This is a genomic window from Streptomyces sp. NPDC020681 (assembly GCF_044334895.1).
GTDB lineage: Bacteria > Actinomycetota > Actinomycetes > Streptomycetales > Streptomycetaceae > Streptomyces.
In genome coordinates, this window is record NZ_JBIRTX010000004.1 from 543,923 (window position 1) to 562,342 (window position 18,420).

The 18,420-nt window shown below is 68.1% G+C and carries 9 protein-coding genes and 1 pseudogene; 5 read left to right on the forward strand and 5 right to left on the reverse strand.

Annotated elements, in window-relative coordinates; genetic code table 11:
- The first annotated feature begins 10 nt into the window (after nucleotides 1-10).
- Entirely contained in the window at nucleotides 11-976 is a 966-nt protein-coding gene (locus ACH4YL_RS12665) for a pirin family protein (protein WP_398507272.1), read from the forward strand.
- A gap of 567 nt (nucleotides 977-1,543) precedes the next feature.
- Here the strand turns inward: ACH4YL_RS12665 and ACH4YL_RS12670 are convergent.
- Genes ACH4YL_RS12670 through ACH4YL_RS12685 form a run of 4 tightly spaced genes read right to left on the reverse strand, consistent with a single transcriptional unit; the run spans nucleotide 1,544 to nucleotide 12,194 of the window.
- Nucleotides 1,544-3,109: an FHIPEP family type III secretion protein gene (locus ACH4YL_RS12670; RefSeq protein WP_398507273.1), complete on the reverse strand. Its 1,566-nt coding sequence runs from the start codon at nucleotides 3,107-3,109 to the stop codon at nucleotides 1,544-1,546.
- Entirely contained in the window at nucleotides 3,106-8,733 is a 5,628-nt protein-coding gene (locus ACH4YL_RS12675; protein WP_398507274.1) for an FHIPEP family type III secretion protein, read from the reverse strand. The genes ACH4YL_RS12670 and ACH4YL_RS12675 overlap by 4 nt, the downstream gene beginning before the upstream one ends.
- Before the next feature lie 3 nt (nucleotides 8,734-8,736).
- Nucleotides 8,737-11,877: an SUMF1/EgtB/PvdO family nonheme iron enzyme gene (locus ACH4YL_RS12680; RefSeq protein WP_398507275.1), complete on the reverse strand. Its 3,141-nt coding sequence runs from the start codon at nucleotides 11,875-11,877 to the stop codon at nucleotides 8,737-8,739.
- 14 nt (nucleotides 11,878-11,891) lie between these two features.
- Entirely contained in the window at nucleotides 11,892-12,194 is a 303-nt protein-coding gene (locus ACH4YL_RS12685; RefSeq protein WP_398507276.1) for a trypco2 family protein, read from the reverse strand.
- 884 nt (nucleotides 12,195-13,078) lie between these two features.
- Between ACH4YL_RS12685 and ACH4YL_RS12690 the strand changes: the two genes are divergently transcribed.
- Together ACH4YL_RS12690 and ACH4YL_RS12695 are read left to right on the forward strand one after the other, a co-directional pair.
- On the forward strand, nucleotides 13,079-13,672 hold the full coding sequence (locus tag ACH4YL_RS12690) for a carbonic anhydrase (RefSeq protein ID WP_398507277.1): 594 nt from the start codon (nucleotides 13,079-13,081) through the stop codon (nucleotides 13,670-13,672).
- 62 nt (nucleotides 13,673-13,734) lie between these two features.
- Nucleotides 13,735-15,213 carry a SulP family inorganic anion transporter gene (locus ACH4YL_RS12695; RefSeq protein ID WP_398507342.1) on the forward strand — a complete coding sequence of 493 codons (1,479 nt, stop codon included), beginning with the start codon at nucleotides 13,735-13,737 and terminating at the stop codon, nucleotides 15,211-15,213.
- 101 nt (nucleotides 15,214-15,314) lie between these two features.
- On the opposite strand, the gene ACH4YL_RS12700 is transcribed toward ACH4YL_RS12695, so the two are convergent.
- Nucleotides 15,315-15,725, reverse strand: a complete 411-nt coding sequence (locus ACH4YL_RS12700; protein WP_398507278.1) for a Fur family transcriptional regulator — start codon at nucleotides 15,723-15,725, stop codon at nucleotides 15,315-15,317.
- Nucleotides 15,726-15,907: 182 nt separating this feature from the next.
- Here ACH4YL_RS12700 and ACH4YL_RS12705 point away from each other — a divergent pair.
- Together ACH4YL_RS12705 and katG are read left to right on the forward strand one after the other, a co-directional pair.
- Nucleotides 15,908-16,016 (forward strand): annotated as a pseudogene (locus ACH4YL_RS12705) (transcriptional repressor); the annotation flags it as partial.
- Nucleotides 16,017-16,122: 106 nt separating this feature from the next.
- Nucleotides 16,123-18,351, forward strand: coding sequence for a catalase/peroxidase HPI (katG, locus tag ACH4YL_RS12710; protein ID WP_398507279.1), 2,229 nt, complete (start codon nucleotides 16,123-16,125; stop codon nucleotides 18,349-18,351).
- Nucleotides 18,352-18,420 lie beyond the last annotated feature (69 nt).

The window sequence follows — 18,420 nt, forward strand, 5'->3', positions numbered from 1 at the left end:
GTTGAGCGCCATGAGCAATCTCGATCGTCAGGCCGCCCTCTCCGTGTGCGGCGGTCGTGGTTTTGTCGTAGCCGAACCCGTCCGTGAACTCCTCAGCCCCCGCCGGGTCCAGCTCGGCGAGTCCACCGAGGTGCGCCGCCTGCTGCCCAACCTCGGCCGGCGCATGGTCGGCGCCTGGGCCTTCGTCGACCACTACGGTCCGGACGACATCGCGGACGAGCCCGGAATGCAGGTGCCGCCGCATCCGCACATGGGCCTGCAGACCGTCAGCTGGCTCCACGACGGCGAGGTGCTGCACCGCGACAGCACGGGCAGCCTGGCGACGATCCGGCCGCGCGAACTCGGCCTGATGACCTCCGGCAGAGCGATCGCCCACTCCGAGGAGAGCCCCAAACCGCACGCCCGCATGCTGCACGGTGCGCAGCTCTGGGTCGCGCTGCCCGACGGGCACCGCGACGTCGAACCGGACTTCCAGCACCACAGCGAACTGCCGACGGTCACCGCGCCCGGCCTGACGGCCACGGTCATCCTCGGCACCCTCGACGGCGCGGCCTCGCCCGGCACGACGTACACGCCCCTGGTCGGCGCGGACCTGGCACTCACCAGCGGCACCGAGACGAGCCTGCCGCTGGACCCGGACTTCGAGTACGCCGTACTCGCCATGTCCGGCGAGTCCCATGTCGACGGCGTACCGGTCCTGCCCGGCTCGATGCTCTACCTGGGCTGCGGCCGCACCGAACTCCCGCTGCGCGCCGAGTCCGACGCGGGTCTGATGCTGCTCGGCGGGGAGCCGTTCGAGGAGGAGATCGTGATGTGGTGGAACTTCATCGGGCGGTCTCATGAGGAGATCGAACAGGCGCGGCAGGACTGGATGGTGGGCTCCCGTTTCGGCGAGGTGAAGGGGTTCGACGGCGATCGGCTGTCCGCTCCGGAACTGCCGCCGGTGGCGCTGAAGGCACGGGGACGGGTGCGCTGAAATGGGGTGAACACCCCGCACGACGAGCTGCCCTTCTTGATGAACCCGGTGTCGATGATCAACACACCGTCCGGTCCGAGCTGTTCGGCAAAGTAGTCCCAGACATCAGATCCACCCGCCCGAACCGCCCCGCCACGGCGCGAAGGCAGACTCCAATTCCGTAGCCCAACCCGCGACTTCCGCACGAAGTCTCACTGGAGTACCGGACGGTGTCCTACAGTTCGGGCGCATCCGCTCAGGGTCGTGTCCGCAGGCGGCAGGGACCTGGTCGGTGATTGACGGACCACTGGCCGGGGCCTACTTTGCATCCCAGGACATGGATGTGGTGTCAGAGCGCCTGCGCCAAGTGGGGCGAGGTAGGTGTATGGCAGTGGAGTTTGGCATCTGCTCATGTGGTGGGCGGTACTCCCCGCGGAGCACCCCGATATCGATGTGCGTTCAGGGCAAGACCGTCGTGCTGTCGAGGAGTCCACAAGGGGTATGCCTGTTTTGTGGTAGCAGGGTCTACAAGCCGATGACGCTTGAAATCATCGAGGGCTGCTTCAACAACACGTCCAAGTAAGCACGTCAACCGATCCGCGCGATCGGCTGGACATTGAACTCAGGGTCGACGTCCCGGTACGAGAGGACGGGCACCTGTGGCAGTTCGGCCCGGATGAGCTCGCGCAGTCTCCGGCGCGCACCGACCCGGGTGAGGATTCCGGGCGCCAGTGCGGTAGGTGGCAAGAATCGGATTTCCTCCATTATGAGGCCAATCAGATCGTCACGTTCGGCCTCCGAGTACGGTGTGGGATCACCCAGCCGGACCTCGATCTGTGCTGCCAGCAGGTACACCACCAGGGTCTTGGTAGTGCCTGCGACCTTGGACGAGACAGCCGGCGCCAAGGCCATGCGTACGGCCTCCACAGAGGACGCCAGCCCGGTGTTCCGCAGTTCCGGAGCGTCGGGCAGCCCCGGCCGGTAGGACGCCGGCGCGATGACCACACGCTCGTTCACCCAAGCGGGCATTGTGGGCGTGCGGTACAGCGATCCTACGATACCGGTCAGATCACGTACATTTACGCCCTCCGACGCAAGGTCCCGCATGACGGGCGTGAGTGCGTCGGGGCCGCCCAGCGACGCAGCCATGGCGGCGGCGGTGGCGGACACCGTGCCCAGCTGGCATTCGACGATGTCACGGCTGAGCAGGGCGCCCGCATGGCGCCGGACCTTTTCCGCAGCCACCAGGATGACAGTGCCCAACACCGTCCACGTCGTGTGGCCGGCCGCCTCGAGCATGGCCACATGCCTGGTGGCGACTACGGCGGCAGGCTGCCCCGTCGCGGGGTTCGTCACCGGCTCCGCGTGCACGTCCATTTCCCTGAGTCTTTCCGCGGTGTTGTTGACCAAGGCTGTGCCGGGGCGGATCCCAGGCTGTGTGTTCAGTCGGCAGTCGTTGATTCTCACCGTGAAGTGGTACGGCGGAAGACTCTCGTCGAGGCCGACGCGCGGCCGTCCGAGCACGATCCCGAGTTCCACGAACACCCCTTCGGCCAACCATGCGGTGTTCGCGCTTACCTGCTCCTCATCCTTGTTGATTTCGATATGCGTCAGCGGGTCGACCATGATGCTCAAGGGCGCGCTCGCCTCACACAAGGCATCCTCGAATGCCCGGCCGGCCTGGTCGTCGGACCACATGGCCGTGGCAGTGGCCAACCGGTCGGGGCGCACACGATGGCGAACAAGCGAGCGCAGCGTGGCGGCGAACGCCTCCGGTGGCCGACTCGTCTTCCCACCCCACCGGGACCACAGCGCCGCGATCACCGCCGGGGTGAGCAACAGCTCCGGGCTTGTGTCCACCGCGTGGGCGAGCCGGGCGGGCAACGACTGGTCGAGCGATGCGAAGTACTGTCGTTCGACCATGCGGCACCGGCGTCCGTTGATGTGCATCAGGAGCCGTTCCGAGGTACTGACAGCCACCTCCACGTCAGGTGAGAGTGGCAGGGCGAGGTCGGTGACCAGTCGCTGTACGGTGCTTCGCACCGCGGCTTCGATCGGCGCGGTCCCGGATGGATCAACAGGTCCCGGCAACCCGATCTCGACTGTGATCGTGTCGGCGGATTCGGCCTGGTCGGTGGCGCCGTTTTCCATCATGGTCGATCCCGGGCATCGGTCGATGTCGCTGTGCGGCCAGCCCCACGCCGGCCGAGGAGTTCGGCATCCGCGATGACGTGCAGCCAGGGAAACTCGGTTCTGACCAGGAGTCGTAGGTAGCGGCGCACCAGCGGATCCGTGGTGAGCAGAGTTCGCCTCTCATCGGGTCGGCGATCCTCGAATTCTTGGCGGAGCACATCGAGAACCGTGTACGCGTCCCGTGCGTTGAGTACTACAACGTGCTGGTCACCCGCATCGACGAGAGCGGATCGCAGAATCCGTTCGAGGTCATCGCCAAGGCGCACGAGTTCACCGCGGGGCGAGTTCCCCGGCAACTGCGGCCGGACGCCTGGCAGCACGCGGAGACTCTGAATCGCCTCGTCGATGTTCTCGCCCCGGTCCCGGGCCACCCGGTATGCGTCGAGCAGTACCTCCATCGCCACCACCGGTACCCCGTCGTCCAGCATGGCCCGCACGACCGTGGTGAAGTCGGCCAGAATTGGGAGATCCGCGACCGGGTTGAGCGGGTCCGCCCAGCGTTCCTCGAGTGTCGCGGCGATGTCCGCCTCGTGAAGCCACGAGGTGTCCGCCAGCACCGCTTGGCGGAGATGGCGCAGAAGGAAGTCGTACGGGCTCAACGCGCCCTCGGGCAGGGCCGCGTTGTGCGTGGTGGTCTTCCACCCGCCGGATGCGCCATCCAGCGGATCCCGCGCGTCACCGTCGGACCGGACGAAGACCGCGCTCGGCACAGTGACTCCCGGGACGCGTCGTACCTCGTTGATCACGATGACGTAGTGGCCGGCAGCCAGCGCGTCATTGTCGCGGTACCGGACGGGTGGCAGCGTCACACCGACGGTCGCCGCGATCTCACCGCGCACGTCGTCGGTCCGCTTCACCAGCCCTTCCGTATCGTCCTGCAGGGCTTGGGAGAGTTCGACCACGACCCGGGCGACGATGCTGGCCCGGGTTTCCGCTTCGTCCTTCGCGCCACGCCGCGCCATCCCGCGGACCCAGAGGTCGAGCCGAGCCAGTTCGCCCTCCAGATCGGACTTGTCCGTGCACCGGTCCAAACCGAGGCGAATCACCTCGATCGCCTTGCGCGCTCCGGCGGCCGAGCCCAGTTTCTTCTGCCACGCCCCGGCGAGGTTGGTGTAGTACACCGGCCTGGTCGGGTCCTTCCCGATGGCAGCCTCGTAACTGGCGATCGCGGGGTCGTAGTCCCCATTGGCGTACTTCCGGTTCCCGTTCTCGTTGTGTGACTGCGCGGCCGCTTCGGCGCCAGTGTCGCCGTATGTGTCCCGCAGCATGTCGAAATCGAGATAGGCGAGCGTGGCCAGGGGATTGTCGGTCTGGGCGTCGACATGGGCGAGATGGAAGGCTTCGACGGTTTCACCGCGGGTATCGAGCTCCTCCGCGAGCCGGACCATGGCCGCGCCGCACACCTGGTGTTCCAGACCGTCCCACCAGGCGCGTGCCGGACTGCTCGCCACGCCGTAGCCGATGCGGTTCTTCAACTGGCCTAGGCGTCGCGTGATCCGGTCGGCCCGCCACGCCGATGTGTCGGTGAAGCTGGGCGACCTGGTGTCGTACGGCCACCGGGTCGCGGCGTTGCTGTCGGACCAGGGCTCCTCGCCCACCGGCGCGGACTTCGCCCGCTGGTAGTCGAGGAAGCACAGGATCGCTTGAATGTTCTCTGTGCCCCCGCTGAGCCACGCGTTGTGGTAGTCGGTGAGCGAAGCGCCCTCCCGCAGCGCGATCTCTTCCGCCAGGTGCAGGACCCGGTCCAGCCGCGAGTCGTCGGGGTGGGTCCGCCGCCGCCAGAAGTCCCGTACCTCGGGTGAGGCCGACGGCCAGTCGAGCCGGTACAGGACGGCCTGCAGCCGGAGGAGGATTCGCCAGCGCGGCCAGCCGTCGACCCTGGACACCCATGTGATCTGCGGCTGTTCGGTGGACCGTGCCACGTCGAGTGCGCGGAAGGCGTACTCGATCCCTTCGGCCCCGCGCAGGGAGATCGCGTCGACGAACTGCCCGAGCGTGCCCGGGATCGACTGCACACAGTCGGCGATGACCAGCATGTCGCGCAGGCCGTTCGGCCCGCTCAGGCCGCGGCGTTGTTCGGCCTGGTGCCACCATCGGCGGGCGTGATCCGGAGCGTTCGCGAAGTCGATGCGCCGGAGGCCGTCGTCGAGGAACACCCGCATGCCTCTCTCGTCGAGACCATGGTCGTCGAATGCACGAGCCGCGTCCTTTGCGCGCTCGCCGCTGAGGAACGCTTCGAGCTGGACATCCTGTGCCGCGGTGTCGGCAAGCCACGACTCGCGCTGCTCTGCCGACGCGTCGGCGGCCTGCCTGGGCTCCTCGGGATGCAGGACCCGCATCGCCCACAGCTCGTGATACAGCACCTCGATCGATCGGTGGGCGCTCTGCTCGAAGCGCGCCCGAGCATCCGCGAGGGTGAGCCCAAGTTCGACCATGGTCTTTCCGAGTAGAAGCGTGATCGTCGAGTGGTCGCCGGTGACGTCGGACCACCAGCGCTGGTCGTCGTCGGTCGCGGCGCGGGCCATCCGGTCCACACGCAGGATCATCGCGCTGGTGTCCCCGCTCCGCCCGGCGGGCCGACGGGGCTGCCGACGAGTGACCAGCGCGTCGCTCCGTTCCGCCTCCCGCTGTTCCGCCTCCCGGCAGACCTGTTCGCTCAGCACCGTCGCCCACTCCGGTGGTAGCTCCGCGTCCACCCTGGGCACCGATTCGCCGAGGGATGTGAGCAGGGCACGGGCGCGGATGAGCCCGTCCCGGTAGACGAACGGCGGTCCGTCACAGGCGGCACGCTCGTACGACTTCCGCGCGTCGGTGACCGCCCGCTCGATGTCCCCTCGCCTCCGGGCGCACTCTGCGCGAATCCGGTAGGCATCGGAAGCGGTGAGTCGGTAGCGGCCCTTCGGATCCACGAGGAAGTACTTGTCGACGAGGTCGGCCGCGGCCTGCACGCTGTCCTGGTCGAGCCGGATCTGCGCCAGCGCGGTGAGGGCGAAGCACTGGACAATCGCGTACTCGGTGCCCCGCGCGGTACTCAGCGCAGTGGCGACGTCGTCGTACGCCTCAGTCAGCCCTTCCGGCGAGTCGGCGCCGGCACGGTACTTCGCCACGCCCCTGGTCAGATACTCCCATGCGAGCTGGTTGTACCCTTCCGAAGCGTCCGTACCCTGCTCGGTCAGGTAGTCGAGCAGCCACAGCGCTTCAGTGGGCCGGTTCGCGTATAGAAGCCCCTCGGCCGTCGTCTGCTTGCGCCACCGTTCGGAGTCGAAGCTGCCCATGGGGTTGCCGAGTCGAGCGAGGCCCTCCGACTCCTCGCCGCGGAGCGCGAGGACGATGCCGATCCACAGGTCGATCGGCCCCACCATGTCAAATGCGCCGACACCCACGCTCAGCGAGCGCAGACGTCGTAGCTTGATCTCCGTCTCGTAGAGCCGACCCTCGTAGAGCGACATCCATGTGCGGCTGTGGTGGGAACTCAGGAACATGAAGACATCGCCGAGGCGCAGTGAGATCGCGCCACTCCATCGGAGCAGCACATCGCCGAGTCCGTCCCGGTCGATACCACTGTCGCCCATCTGGACCAGGAGATCGGCGAGAGCGCCGGTCGCGATCGCCTGTTGCCGCCGGGACGTCAGCGGGGGCAGCTGGTACAGATCCCCCGCGGGCAGCAGCAGGCAAAGGAGGTCCAGTAACTCGCGGGTGGCACCTTGGGATTCGAGCGGATACCAGAGCCGGTAGTAGAAGAGTTCCCAGGCACGGTCGAACTGCTCCGCACGGGCGTACATGCCGTACACCTTGATGGCGCGTTGCAGATGGTGCAGATCCAGCGGGCGCTGCGGGTCGGGAATCGCGGTCAGTTCCGACAGCGCGTGATCGAGGAACCGGTCGCGTCCAGTCCCGGTCTCCGTGAGCGCCTCCCACATCTGCCCCCGTACGACCGGATGCACGTCGTACTCCCAGGTCTCCTCCGCCCTCACCCGGCCGACCAGCCCGCGTTCGATCAGGTGGTCGAGGACTTCGGCGACACGATCTGGCTCGGCCCACCGCTCCCCGTCGTCGGAGATCGAGCCGAACCGCAGCGTCTCCGTCACCTCCCGGTGCAGCATGGGCCGACCGGTCATGGTCAGTACGAACAACACCTCGAGCCGGTCCTCCCCGAGGTCGCGCACACAGGTGCCGATGATGTACGCCTGTGCCCGGGCGGGCGGGCCCTCGGGGGCGAAGTCGGGGTGCGCGGTCAGCCAGGCTATCCAGCCCCCGCTCTTGGCGACCGCCCGGGCCAGAACGCCGACGGTGAGCGGATGGTCGCCGCACTGGTCGAACAGGGCGTCCAGGACATCGTCGGACGGGCTGTCCCGGACGATGCTGTCCCACAACTCGAATGTCTCGTCCCTGTTCAGCCCTTCGAGGTCATGGAAGGCTGCCACCGCACCCGCGTTCTGGCCGTCCTTGGGCTCCAGTTCGGTAGGCCGGAGCCGGGTTGTGATGAGCACCCTCGTGCCGCTGCCGGTCCCGGCCAGACGGCGCAGGAATTCGCCGTCGCGCGGGTCGGACATGCTGCGCTGGGCGGGGGATGCGTAGGTGAAATCGTTGGCGGCACGTGCACCTTCCTCGTCGATCGCGCGGTCGGCGGCGCGTGCGTAGGCCGTCATCAGGCGCTCCAAGCCGTCGATCACCAGCACAAAACGATCACCTGCCAGCGCCTCAAGAAGCATCTCTTCCACCCGGGCGCGCGGCAGGGCCCGGACCGCGGCCTCCTTCATGCCCCCGCAGAACACCAGTGCCCGGCGCAGGAAGTCTTCGAAGGCGAATCCCTTGTCGTAGAAACTGCACCAGAACGCGCCGCGGTAGCCGCTGTTGTGCCATTCGGTCAGGACGCGGTTGATCCACTGCCATGCGATCGCGGACTTGCCGCCCCCGCCGAGGGCGCAAAGACAGAGGACGGTGCTCCCCTCTGGGTCGGAGGCCCACTGCTTGAGTGCTCGCAGATCGTCCTCGCGTCCGATGAATTCGTCCGTCAGTGAGTAGGAGTGAACACACTCGAAGTTGGCCCGGCGACGGTAGGTGTCGAGGTCCGTGTCCTGTTCATGACCGATCGTCCGGCGGCGATGTGCCGTACGGAGGCGCTCCAGCGTTGCGACGAGGTCCTCCCATTGTTCGCGTTCGTGTTGGGGCAGCACATGGACGGCTCGGTGAGCCAGGCGGACCGCCGCGTCGAGATGATCGGCCATCGCTAGCTGGCGCAGGAGCGCGTCGGCGAAGACCCGGTCCGAGGTGAAATCCCGCGCGGCGTGGTGGGCGCGCGAAACATGCGCGAGGTCCTCCCGACGGCCTTCTGTCGCGGTGCTGTCGGCGGTGAGCGCGCTGTGTTCGGCCGTGATGCCGGCAGACCCATGGGTGTCCGGGCCCTTATCACTGTCCCTGCTCCCCGGCTCGGTCTGCCGTGCCTCGTCCGGATCGGCCAGGCGAAGGCTCGCACGCAGCCTGGTGCGGTCGTCGGCGGTGCCCAGCAGCGATCGGGCCTGGCGCAGCAGCTCGCGGAAACGTGTGGTGGGAAAGCCCGCAACGGGCTCTTGCGGCTGCGTCATGGCCTACCCCTCGGGGTCGGTTGGTACGGCGGCGAGTCGAAAACCGATCCAGTCCGCACGGGCGGCCCTGTCGTCGCCGAAGCGCGCAGAGACGCGGAGGTCCATGGGGAAGGAGCGGAACCCGCCGCCCTTGACCACATGCCCGTGTCTGTAGTCCGTCACCGCGGGATTGACGTCGGAGGTCTCCGCCTCGCAGTGTCCGACGAAGCCGTCGCGACAGCGCTCGGCGACATTGCCGGCCATGTCCCAGATCCGGTAAGGGCCGGGGGGAAACAGCATCACCGGGCAGATACCGACGTTCGACCGGCGGCAGTTCGCCCGGTCGTCGAGCCATTCGTCGCCCCACGGAAACCGCTCCGCACGGGGCTCCGTCTCGACTGCAGGGCTTCGGGCTGCCTTCTCCCACTGTGCCTCGGTGGGGAGTGCCGCGACATGGCCTTCGGGGACGGGGCCGCATCGGGAGAGCCACCGTGCATAGGCGGTCGCCTCCCAGAAGGAGACGCCGGTCACCGGGCGGTTGGTGTGGACACGCTGGGCGTCCCAGCCGAGTGGCGTCACGGCGTCTTCGCGGTCACGCCACGCGCATCCTTCCCCGTCCCACCATCTGTTGTCGTGCTGGCCTCGGTCGGCGAGGAAACGTGCGTAGTCGCCGACGGTCACGGGCCACCGCTGAATCATGTATCGGTCGAGCCGGATCGGCTTCGCCGGTCGTTCGTGGTCCCAGGCGTCGAGGTCGTCCGACCCGCGGATGAACACCCCGGCCGGTATCTCCGCCCAGCGCTCCGGCACTTTGAAGTCGCTGTCGAGGACCCTGCAGAATCCCGCGGCGATACGGCGCCGGTCTTGGAGCTGAAGAGACGCCCACACCGGCTTGATGTCCCTCTGTACGGCGTGTACGGGTGCGAGCAGGTCCGCCTTCCGGTCTTCGGGCAGGAAGGCGTCGACCTCTTCGAGTGCCACCGTCACAGCCGCCAGCCTCGGTGCCCACTCGATCCATGTGTCCCGGCTCGCAGCGTCGCTGCCGGGCAGGATCCCGGGCGGTCGTAGGAGTGCGGTGAAGAAGGCGGGCAGTCTGTCGGGATCACTGCGTGCACGGATGCCTGCGGCCAGCGCGATGGTCTCAACCCAGGCGGCATCGGTGAGATGCTCGGCCAGCTCTTTGGGCCGGGTTGCGAAGTGACCGGCCGCGAGAAACTCCTGGAACGTCTGATGCGCGAAGGCGACGGTGCAGTCGAAGGGCGAGGGTCTCTTGACCGCGAGCAGGCCCGTGTGCAGAACAAGGCTGTCGAGGAGGGATCTGGCGGTATCGGCCGGCTCCGTGGCGGCGATTCGCTCGGCGAGAATTCGGTGTGCGGCCTCGATGCGCAGGTAACCGGTCGACGAGGTGGGTCGGGAGCGTTCTCGCTGCAAAACGACCGCCATTGCTTCGAGATGACCGCGCAACACCGTCGGCGAGATGCCCAACTTTCTCACGGCCGGCTTGGCCAGGACGTTTTCGATGAACGCCTCGTACAGAGGAACGCGCTGATGCGGGATCGGTCCACTCGCGATCTGCACGAGCATTGCGGCGAACTGCGGATTCGTGGCGAGGTTGGCGAGGCCGCTGGATCCCCTGATGGCATCGTCGATGAATCTCCGCGCCCGCTCCGGGTCTGGCGTCCGGACCCCCTCACACCATTTCTGGAGGTACTGGTCCCTCTTGTCCTCGGTCATCGGCAGCAAGTGCACCCGGGTGGCGTTCGGGAGTGCGGGCGTCCATGCCCCTGGACGGGAACTGATGACCAAGTGCACCGCGCTGGGCGAGAGCATGTGGTGGAGCACGTGGATCGCCTCGACCAGGCCGATGCGTGCGTCCGCGTCCGGGATTTCGTCGAGACCGTCGAGGACGACGATCAGATCGCCGTCGTCGAGCAGCCTCCGGGCCTGTTCAGGCTGGAGGTTCAGTTGACGGGAAAGCGCCTTCGTCCAGCTGTCCCCGATGTTCCTCGGGCTCGCTGCGCGGCCACTGCCGGACCCGCTCAACGATTCCAGAGCGTCCACCGCCGGCATCCAGACAGGCAGACGCGCACGGGGCCCGGAAACCGCGGGTGCGCTGCCCGCCGTCGGATGCTGCTGCTCCAGCCGCTTCTTGGCGAGCCATATCGTCAGCCACCTCAAGAACGTGGACTTGCCGGAACCCGCATCGCCGATGACGACGGCGACCTTGGCCTGGAGCAGGTCCTCGGCGGTTACGGTGCCGTGCCCGTCACCGGGGCTGAGGTCCAGCGGCAGGTAGACGCGCTCGAGGGCCACGGACTGGTCCTCGGACGACAGTGGAACCGTCACCCCCGCGTGCTTGTCGCGAAGCATTCCGAGATACCCGCGTTCCCAGCCGCGTTGTGGGCGGGGAGCAGAACCGCGCCGCGGCTGCGGCAGCACCGGGAGGCCGTCCGGTTCGCCCACTCCGAGGTACTCCCACCACTGTCTCGCCCTGTCCGGATCGATGATGGCGTTGACCGGTTCGACGGTGAGAGTCGATTCTCCCTCAGACGTGTGATGCTCGATGACGACCCCGACGGCATGCTGAGGGCCGCCCGGGCTACCGGCAAAGGCGACGGCACCGGACATTCCCTGCCATGCCGAGTCACGGAGCGGGAGTGGGGCGTCATTCACGCGCAGGGCCAGCGTGCCGGCGCGCTGTCTCCCCCCGGGGGGTATCTCGCCGTGGACATGCCATGTGTCCCTGGGGCTGCCTTCAGGCAGAACCGGACCGGCCTCCACGAACTTCGGGAAGCCGACGGCCCAGCAGCCCGTTACCGCCTCGGGGCTGTCCCGGTTCACCTGGGCGAAGGAGACCGCAGACATGTCTGGGAACGCGGGATCGTCGATCACCAGAAGGGCGAGGTCCTCGTCGGAGCTTCGGTCGCAGACGAGCAGGACCTTCGCCATGTACTCGGAACCGTTGATGTCGCGCACCAACAGCTTTTCATCACGGCTGAGTTCCTGCCGGTAGTCGAGGTTGTGCGCGGCGGTCAGTACCAGGTGACCGCCGATGAGATAGCCCGAACCGGCGCTCCACCGAAGCAGCGGTGGTGGAGCGTCCTTGCCACGGTCATAGAGCACCTCGACTGCCCGGCCAGTCCCGGTGCCGTACGCGTCGTCCATAGAGCTGCGCCGACTCAAGGCTTCCCGGCGGAACCACGGTGAATCTTGACCGGGAGGCCGTCCGGACCCACAGGCGCACCCAGGGTCACCGTTACGGTCTGAATCTCCTCTCGCGCGTAGCCGCCCGCGCCGCCCAGCTCCACCACCCAGAACTTCACCCCGGCGCTTCCCTCGGCAGTCCGGGTCACTGCCACATGGAACTCCAGCTGTACCCCCGTCAGCGGGAACTGGAACCCGGACCCCGCCCCCGCGGCCGCCGCCCGGGCCAACTCGGCGCGCAGCGCCTCCACCGTCTCCGCCAGTCCCAGCGCATCCATCGCGCGCGGCCCCCCTGTACTGGACGATCGTGCCCGGAGCACCTACCGACACGACGGCCCTGATCACTGCTCGGACGCAATGGACCGACTATCCCACCAGGGACCCTTTGTCGTGCTGAAGTTGGCGAAAGTAATGACCTGCTGCCGGCAGGGAACCCTCTGGTCCCACTCGCCGTCCAGGAGAGCAACATCACTGGCGGGACGCCGTCCGCGGCGGTTTCGCGCGACGCCCGCTCATCGCGGGTGCCAGGGCGCGCCCCGGGCACGTCCGCCGGCGTATGAAGCCGTCCTACGGCGGTCCTGGCGTCATCGGCGCCTCAACTGGGGTGACCCGCGGTAGCCCTGCTGCCTGGCGACTGTCAAGTGGTGTGACGCTCACGAATGTTTAACGAATCGCTGACTTTTGCGACCTCGTGGTGTCACAGTGACTCAAGAGGCTGGAGTTACTGACCAGTTGGACCAATTGTTGTCGGCCGAAGTCGGGAGGCACCGTGACGCGGCGAAAAGCAGCACTCCCGACCGAGGGACCCGGCTTACGCGGCTCAACCGCCAACTCCTCCCGGGACGATCCGAATCCCTTGGACAAGGCATCCCCTTCTTGCAACGGCAGCCGGCCCAACACACCGCAGGCCGCCCGGAATCCGCCCACAGGCGATCGCCCCGCATCGGCCCCCACAGATGACGGCGGCTCCGCCGCCTCCCCGGTGCACGGGGCACCACCTCTCGGTCCACCCGGACAGCGCCCGGCACGGCCCGCCGTGCCGCTGGTGTTCCGCCTCTGATCGACGCGTCGAATCCCGCACGGACCCCCACCAAGTACCTGCGATCCGATCCGATATGACGACTCACCACCGCGCGCTCCGGCGCGCTGGAGGCACACCCCCATGCACATGCTCATGAAGAATGCCCGCGCCTTCCGGCACCGGGCCGCCGCCCAGGCCGAGGAGTTCGGCCGCCTCGCGGACGGCCAGTCCCCGGAAGCGATGTTCATCACCTGCTCCGATTCGCGGGTGATCCCTTCGCTGATCACCGGCGCCCGCCCCGGCGAGCTCTTCGAGCTCCGCACGGCCGGCAGCATCATCCCCGAACACGATCCCGACCGGCACTCGAGCGAGGCAGCCACCATCGAGTACGCCGTAGAAGTGCTGGGCGTCGCCGACATCGTCGTCTGCGGCCACTCCCACTGCGGTGCCGTCGGCGCGATGGTGCGCGGCGAAGACCTCTCCGCCGTCCCCGCGGTCCGCGGCTGGCTCGAAAGTGCCACACCCCCGCCCCTCTTCGCGGACGCTTCGTCCCCCGCCATCGCCGAGGCCGTCCAGCACCATGTGCTGCGCCAGCTCAGCCGGTTGTACGACTACCCCTGCGTCGCCCGCCGTGCCGCGGACGGACGGCTGAGGCTGCACGGCTGGTTCTACGAGATAGACACCGGCTCGGTGCTCGTACACCGGCCGCACGACGACGCGTTCCTTCCGCTGTGAGCGCCGACGAAACCCGCGAGCGCGGGAACCGCGGACGCCACCGGCGGGCCGCGCAGCAGCGCGTGGAGCGACCCTCCGCCTCGACGCTGCGAGCCGATCTCACCGCGTCCGTCGTCGTCTTCCTGGTCGCCCTGCCGCTGTGCGTGGGCGTGGCCGTCGCTTCCGGTGTCCCGGCCGAACTCGGCCTGGTGACCGGCATCGTCGGCGGGCTCGTCACCGGGCTGCTCCCCGGAAGCAGCCTCCAAGTCAGCGGACCCGCCGCGGGGTTGACGGTTCTCGTCCTCGAAGCCGTCAACGAATTCGGACTCGGGGCCCTCGGCGTCTTCGTCCTCACGGCGGGCGTTCTCCAACTGGTCATGGGAGCCCTGCGGCTCGGCCGCTGGTTCCGCGCCATCTCCATCGCCGTGGTGGAAGGGATGCTGGCCGGGATCGGTCTCGTGCTGATCGCCGGTCAGTTCTACGCCATGGCCGACGCGAAGGCGCCCGGCTCGGGCCCGGCCAACCTGCTGGGCCTGCCCGGGATGCTCATCAGTACGACCCGCTCGCCCGAAGCGCTGACCGCCTTCGGCCTCGGCGCGGTCACCGTGGTGCTGATGGCACTGTGGAAGCATCTGCCGCCGAAGGTCCGGGTGGTCCCCGCACCGCTGGCAGCCGTCGCTCTGACCACGTCCGTCGTCGCGCTGTTCGGACTGTCCGTGAAGCGGGTCGACGTGCAGGGGCTGCTGGGCGCGATCCGGCCACCGTCCCCCGACGACCTCGGCGGCATCATGGATGCCGGACTGATCGGTGCGATCGGCACGGTCGTCGCCATCACGCTTATCGCCTCGGCGGAGAGTCTGTTCAGCGCCGCCGCCGTGGACCGGCTGCACAGCGGACCCGGTACCGACTACGACAAGGAGCTGATGGCGCAGGGCGCGGGCAACACCTTGTGCGGAGCCCTCGGGGCGCTGCCGATGACCGCCGTCATCGTGCGCAGCGCGGCCAATGTGCAAGCGGGTGCCCGAACCAAGGCGTCACGGGTGCTGCACGGTGTGTGGCTGCTGCTCTTCGCGGCGCTCGTACCGGCTGCGCTCGGTCTCATACCGGTCGCCGCGCTCGCCGGCATCCTGGTCTACTCCGGCTGGAAGCTCATCCCGCTGAAGGAACTCGGGCCGCTGTGGCGCGAGCACCGCGGAGAAGCGCTGATCCTGGTGGCGACCGCGGTCGCGATCGTCGCCACCAGCATGTTCGAGGGCGTGCTGGCCGGGCTGCTGCTCGCCGTCGCCAAGACGGCCTGGGAGACGTCGCACGTCCACGTGCAGGTGGACGAAGGCTCCGACCGGAACGCCCCCCTGCGCGTGGTCCTCTCCGGCAACGCGACGTTCCTGCGGCTGCCCCGGATCCTCGACACCCTCGAAGGGCTGCCGAAGGACCGGCGCATCGAGCTCGACCTGCTCGATCTGCGGCATGTCGATCACGCGTGCAGCACGGCCCTCACCACCTGGGCCGACCGGCACAACAAGGAGAAAGGAGCGGCGCGGGTGCTGATGCCGTCGGCCTGAAGCGCCTGCGCATGTGACACGGCGAGGGTGCCCCGCGAAGACGGGGCACCCTTGGCGGCGGCCAGGGGCCTTGATCGAGCACTCGGCCCAGTCGTCTTCGCCTAGGCACAGGACGGGCAGAGCCCGCGGTAGGTGACCTCGACGTCGGACACCGTGAAACCGAACCGTTCCTCCGCCGGGAGGGCGGCCATGGGATCGCCGACCGGGTGGACATCGCGGATGGTGCCGCAGTTGGAGCACACTAGGTGCTGATGCGGGTGGTGTGCGTTGGGGTCGTAGCGCTTGGCGCGGCCTTCGGTGGAAACCTCGATGACCTCGCCGAGAGAGACCAGCTCGCCCAGGGCGTTGTAGACGGTCGCCCGGGAGATCTCCGGCAGCCGTTCTACTGCACGGGCGTGCACCTCGTCGGCGGTGAGATGCACATGATCGCCGTCGAGGACCTCAGCAACGACACGCCGCTGGGAGGTCATCCGCCAGCCACGCCCTCGCAGTCGCTCCAGCAGGTCACTCATATCTGTGCACCTATTCAAGTTCGGTGGTATACACGGAGTTTACCAGTGGTTGTCCGGGTTCCGATCGGATATGGGTTTGACGCGCTTCTTGACTTAGATCCTGTCCATCGTAGGATCGGTTCCGGCGATAGCCAAGGGGCAGGAAGACTCCAGTACGGCAGGAGACAGAGACGTGACGGGACACCGCCGAGGAGTGGCGCGGTGCCGGTCAGCTCGGTGACAGCCGCCCGCGTCGCGCTGCTCGAGACCGCCCGCGACGGTGATCGCCTCGGCGTCGAGGCGACCGCCTCACAGGCGTGCGTACGCCGCACGGAACCGGTCGACAGCCCTGCCGCCCCGACTTTTTTCCTCCCGTATTTCCTGAGCACCGTGATGCAACAAGTCCGGAAGGATTGTCATGTCTGAGAACCCTGACGCAATCGTCACAGACGCCAAGACGGAGGGCGCAGGCGGCTGCCCGGTCGCGCACGGGCGCGCGCCGCACCCGACTCAGGGGGGCGGAAACCGCCAGTGGTGGCCGGAGCAGCTCAACCTGAAGATCCTCGCCAAGAACCCCGCCGTGGCCAACCCCCTCGGTGAGGAGTTCGACTACGCCGCGGCGTTCAAGACCCTCGACCTCCCGGCAGTCAAGCAGGACATCGCGGAGGTGCTGACGACCTCGCAGGACTGGTGGCCCGCCGACTTCGGCCACTACGGCCCGTTCATGATCCGGATGGCGTGGCACAGCGCCGGTACCTACCGCATCAGCGACGGCCGCGGCGGCGCCGGGGCCGGCCAGCAGCGCTTCGCGCCCCTCAACAGCTGGCCGGACAACGGCAACCTCGACAAGGCCCGCCGCCTGCTGTGGCCGGTCAAGAAGAAGTACGGCAAGAGCCTCTCGTGGGCCGACCTCATGATCCTCACCGGCAACGTCGCCCTGGAGCAGATGGGCTTCGAGACCTTCGGCTTCGGCGGCGGTCGTCCGGACGTGTGGGAGCCCGACGAGGACGTCTACTGGGGTCCCGAGACCACCTGGCTCGACGACGAGCGCTACACCGGCGACCGTGAGCTGGAGAACCCGCTCGGCGCGGTCCAGATGGGCCTCATCTACGTCAACCCGGAGGGCCCCAACGGCAATCCGGACCCGATCGCCGCGGCGCGCGACATCCGTGAGACGTTCCGCCGGATGGCGATGAACGACGAGGAGACGGTCGCCCTGATCGCGGGCGGTCACACCTTCGGCAAGACCCACGGCGCGGGCCCGGCGGAGAGCGTCGGCGCCGACCCCGAGGCCGCCCCGCTCGAGGCGCAGGGCCTCGGCTGGGCGAGCTCCTTCGGGACCGGCAAGGGCGGCGACGCGATCACCAGCGGCCTCGAGGGCATCTGGACGAACACGCCGACCACGTGGGACAACAGCTTCTTCGAGATCCTGTTCGGCTACGAGTGGGAGCAGTTCAAGAGCCCCGCCGGCGCCCACCAGTGGCGGCCGAAGGGCGGCGCCGGTGCGGGCACCGTGCCCGACGCCCACGACGCGTCGAAGACCCACGCCCCGACGATGCTGACGACCGACCTCTCGCTCCGGGTCGACCCGGCCTACGAGCAGATCTCGCGTCGCTTCAAGGACAACCCCGCCGAGTTCGCGGACGCGTTCGCCCGCGCGTGGTTCAAGCTGACCCACCGCGACATGGGCCCGATCGTGCGCTACCTCGGCCCGGAGGTCCCGTCCGAGATGCTGCTGTGGCAGGACCCGCTCCCCGCCGTGACGCACGAGCTCGTCAACGCCGAGGACATCGCCTCCCTCAAGAGCCAGATCCTCGCCTCGGGCCTGTCGGTGTCCCAGCTCGTGTCCGCCGCGTGGGCGTCGGCCTCGTCCTTCCGCGGCAGCGACAAGCGCGGCGGCGCCAACGGTGCGCGCCTCCGCCTCCAGCCGCAGAGCGGGTGGGAGGTCAACGACCCCGACCAGCTGGCGACCGTGCTGCGCACCCTGGAGGGAATCCAGGCGGTGTTCAACGCGGCCCAGACCGGCGGCAAGCAGGTCTCGCTCGCCGATCTGATCGTGCTCGCCGGTGGCGTTGGCGTCGAGAAGGCTGCCAAGGACGCCGGATTCGACGTCGAGGTTCCCTTCTCGCCGGGCCGCGCGGACGCGACCCAGGAGCAGACGGACGTGGAGTCGTTCGCCGCGCTCGAGCCGACCGCCGACGGGTTCCGCAACTACCTCGGGAAGGGCAACCGGCTGCCGGCCGAGTACCTGCTGCTCGACAAGGCGAACCTGCTGACGCTGAGCGCCCCCGAGCTGACGGTCCTCGTCGGTGGCCTGCGCGTCATCGGTGCGAACCACCAGCAGTCGCCGCACGGCGTCTTCACCACGACGCCCGGGTCGCTGACCAACGACTTCTTCGTCAACCTGCTCGACCTGGGTACGACGTGGAAGGCGACGTCCGAGGACGCGAACACCTTCGAGGGCAGCGACGCCGCCGGCGAGGTCAAGTGGACCGGCAGCCGTGCCGACCTGGTCTTCGGGTCGAACTCCGAGCTGCGTGCGGTCGCGGAGGTCTACGCGAGCGATGACGCGAAGGAGAAGTTCGTGAACGACTTCGTCGCGGCGTGGACCAAGGTGATGAACCTGGACCGCTTCGACCTCGTCTGATCCTTACGTCCAGGTCGGCCCTCGCGGGCCGACCTGGACTTTTTTGTCGCCCTGCCTTCAGCGAGTCGC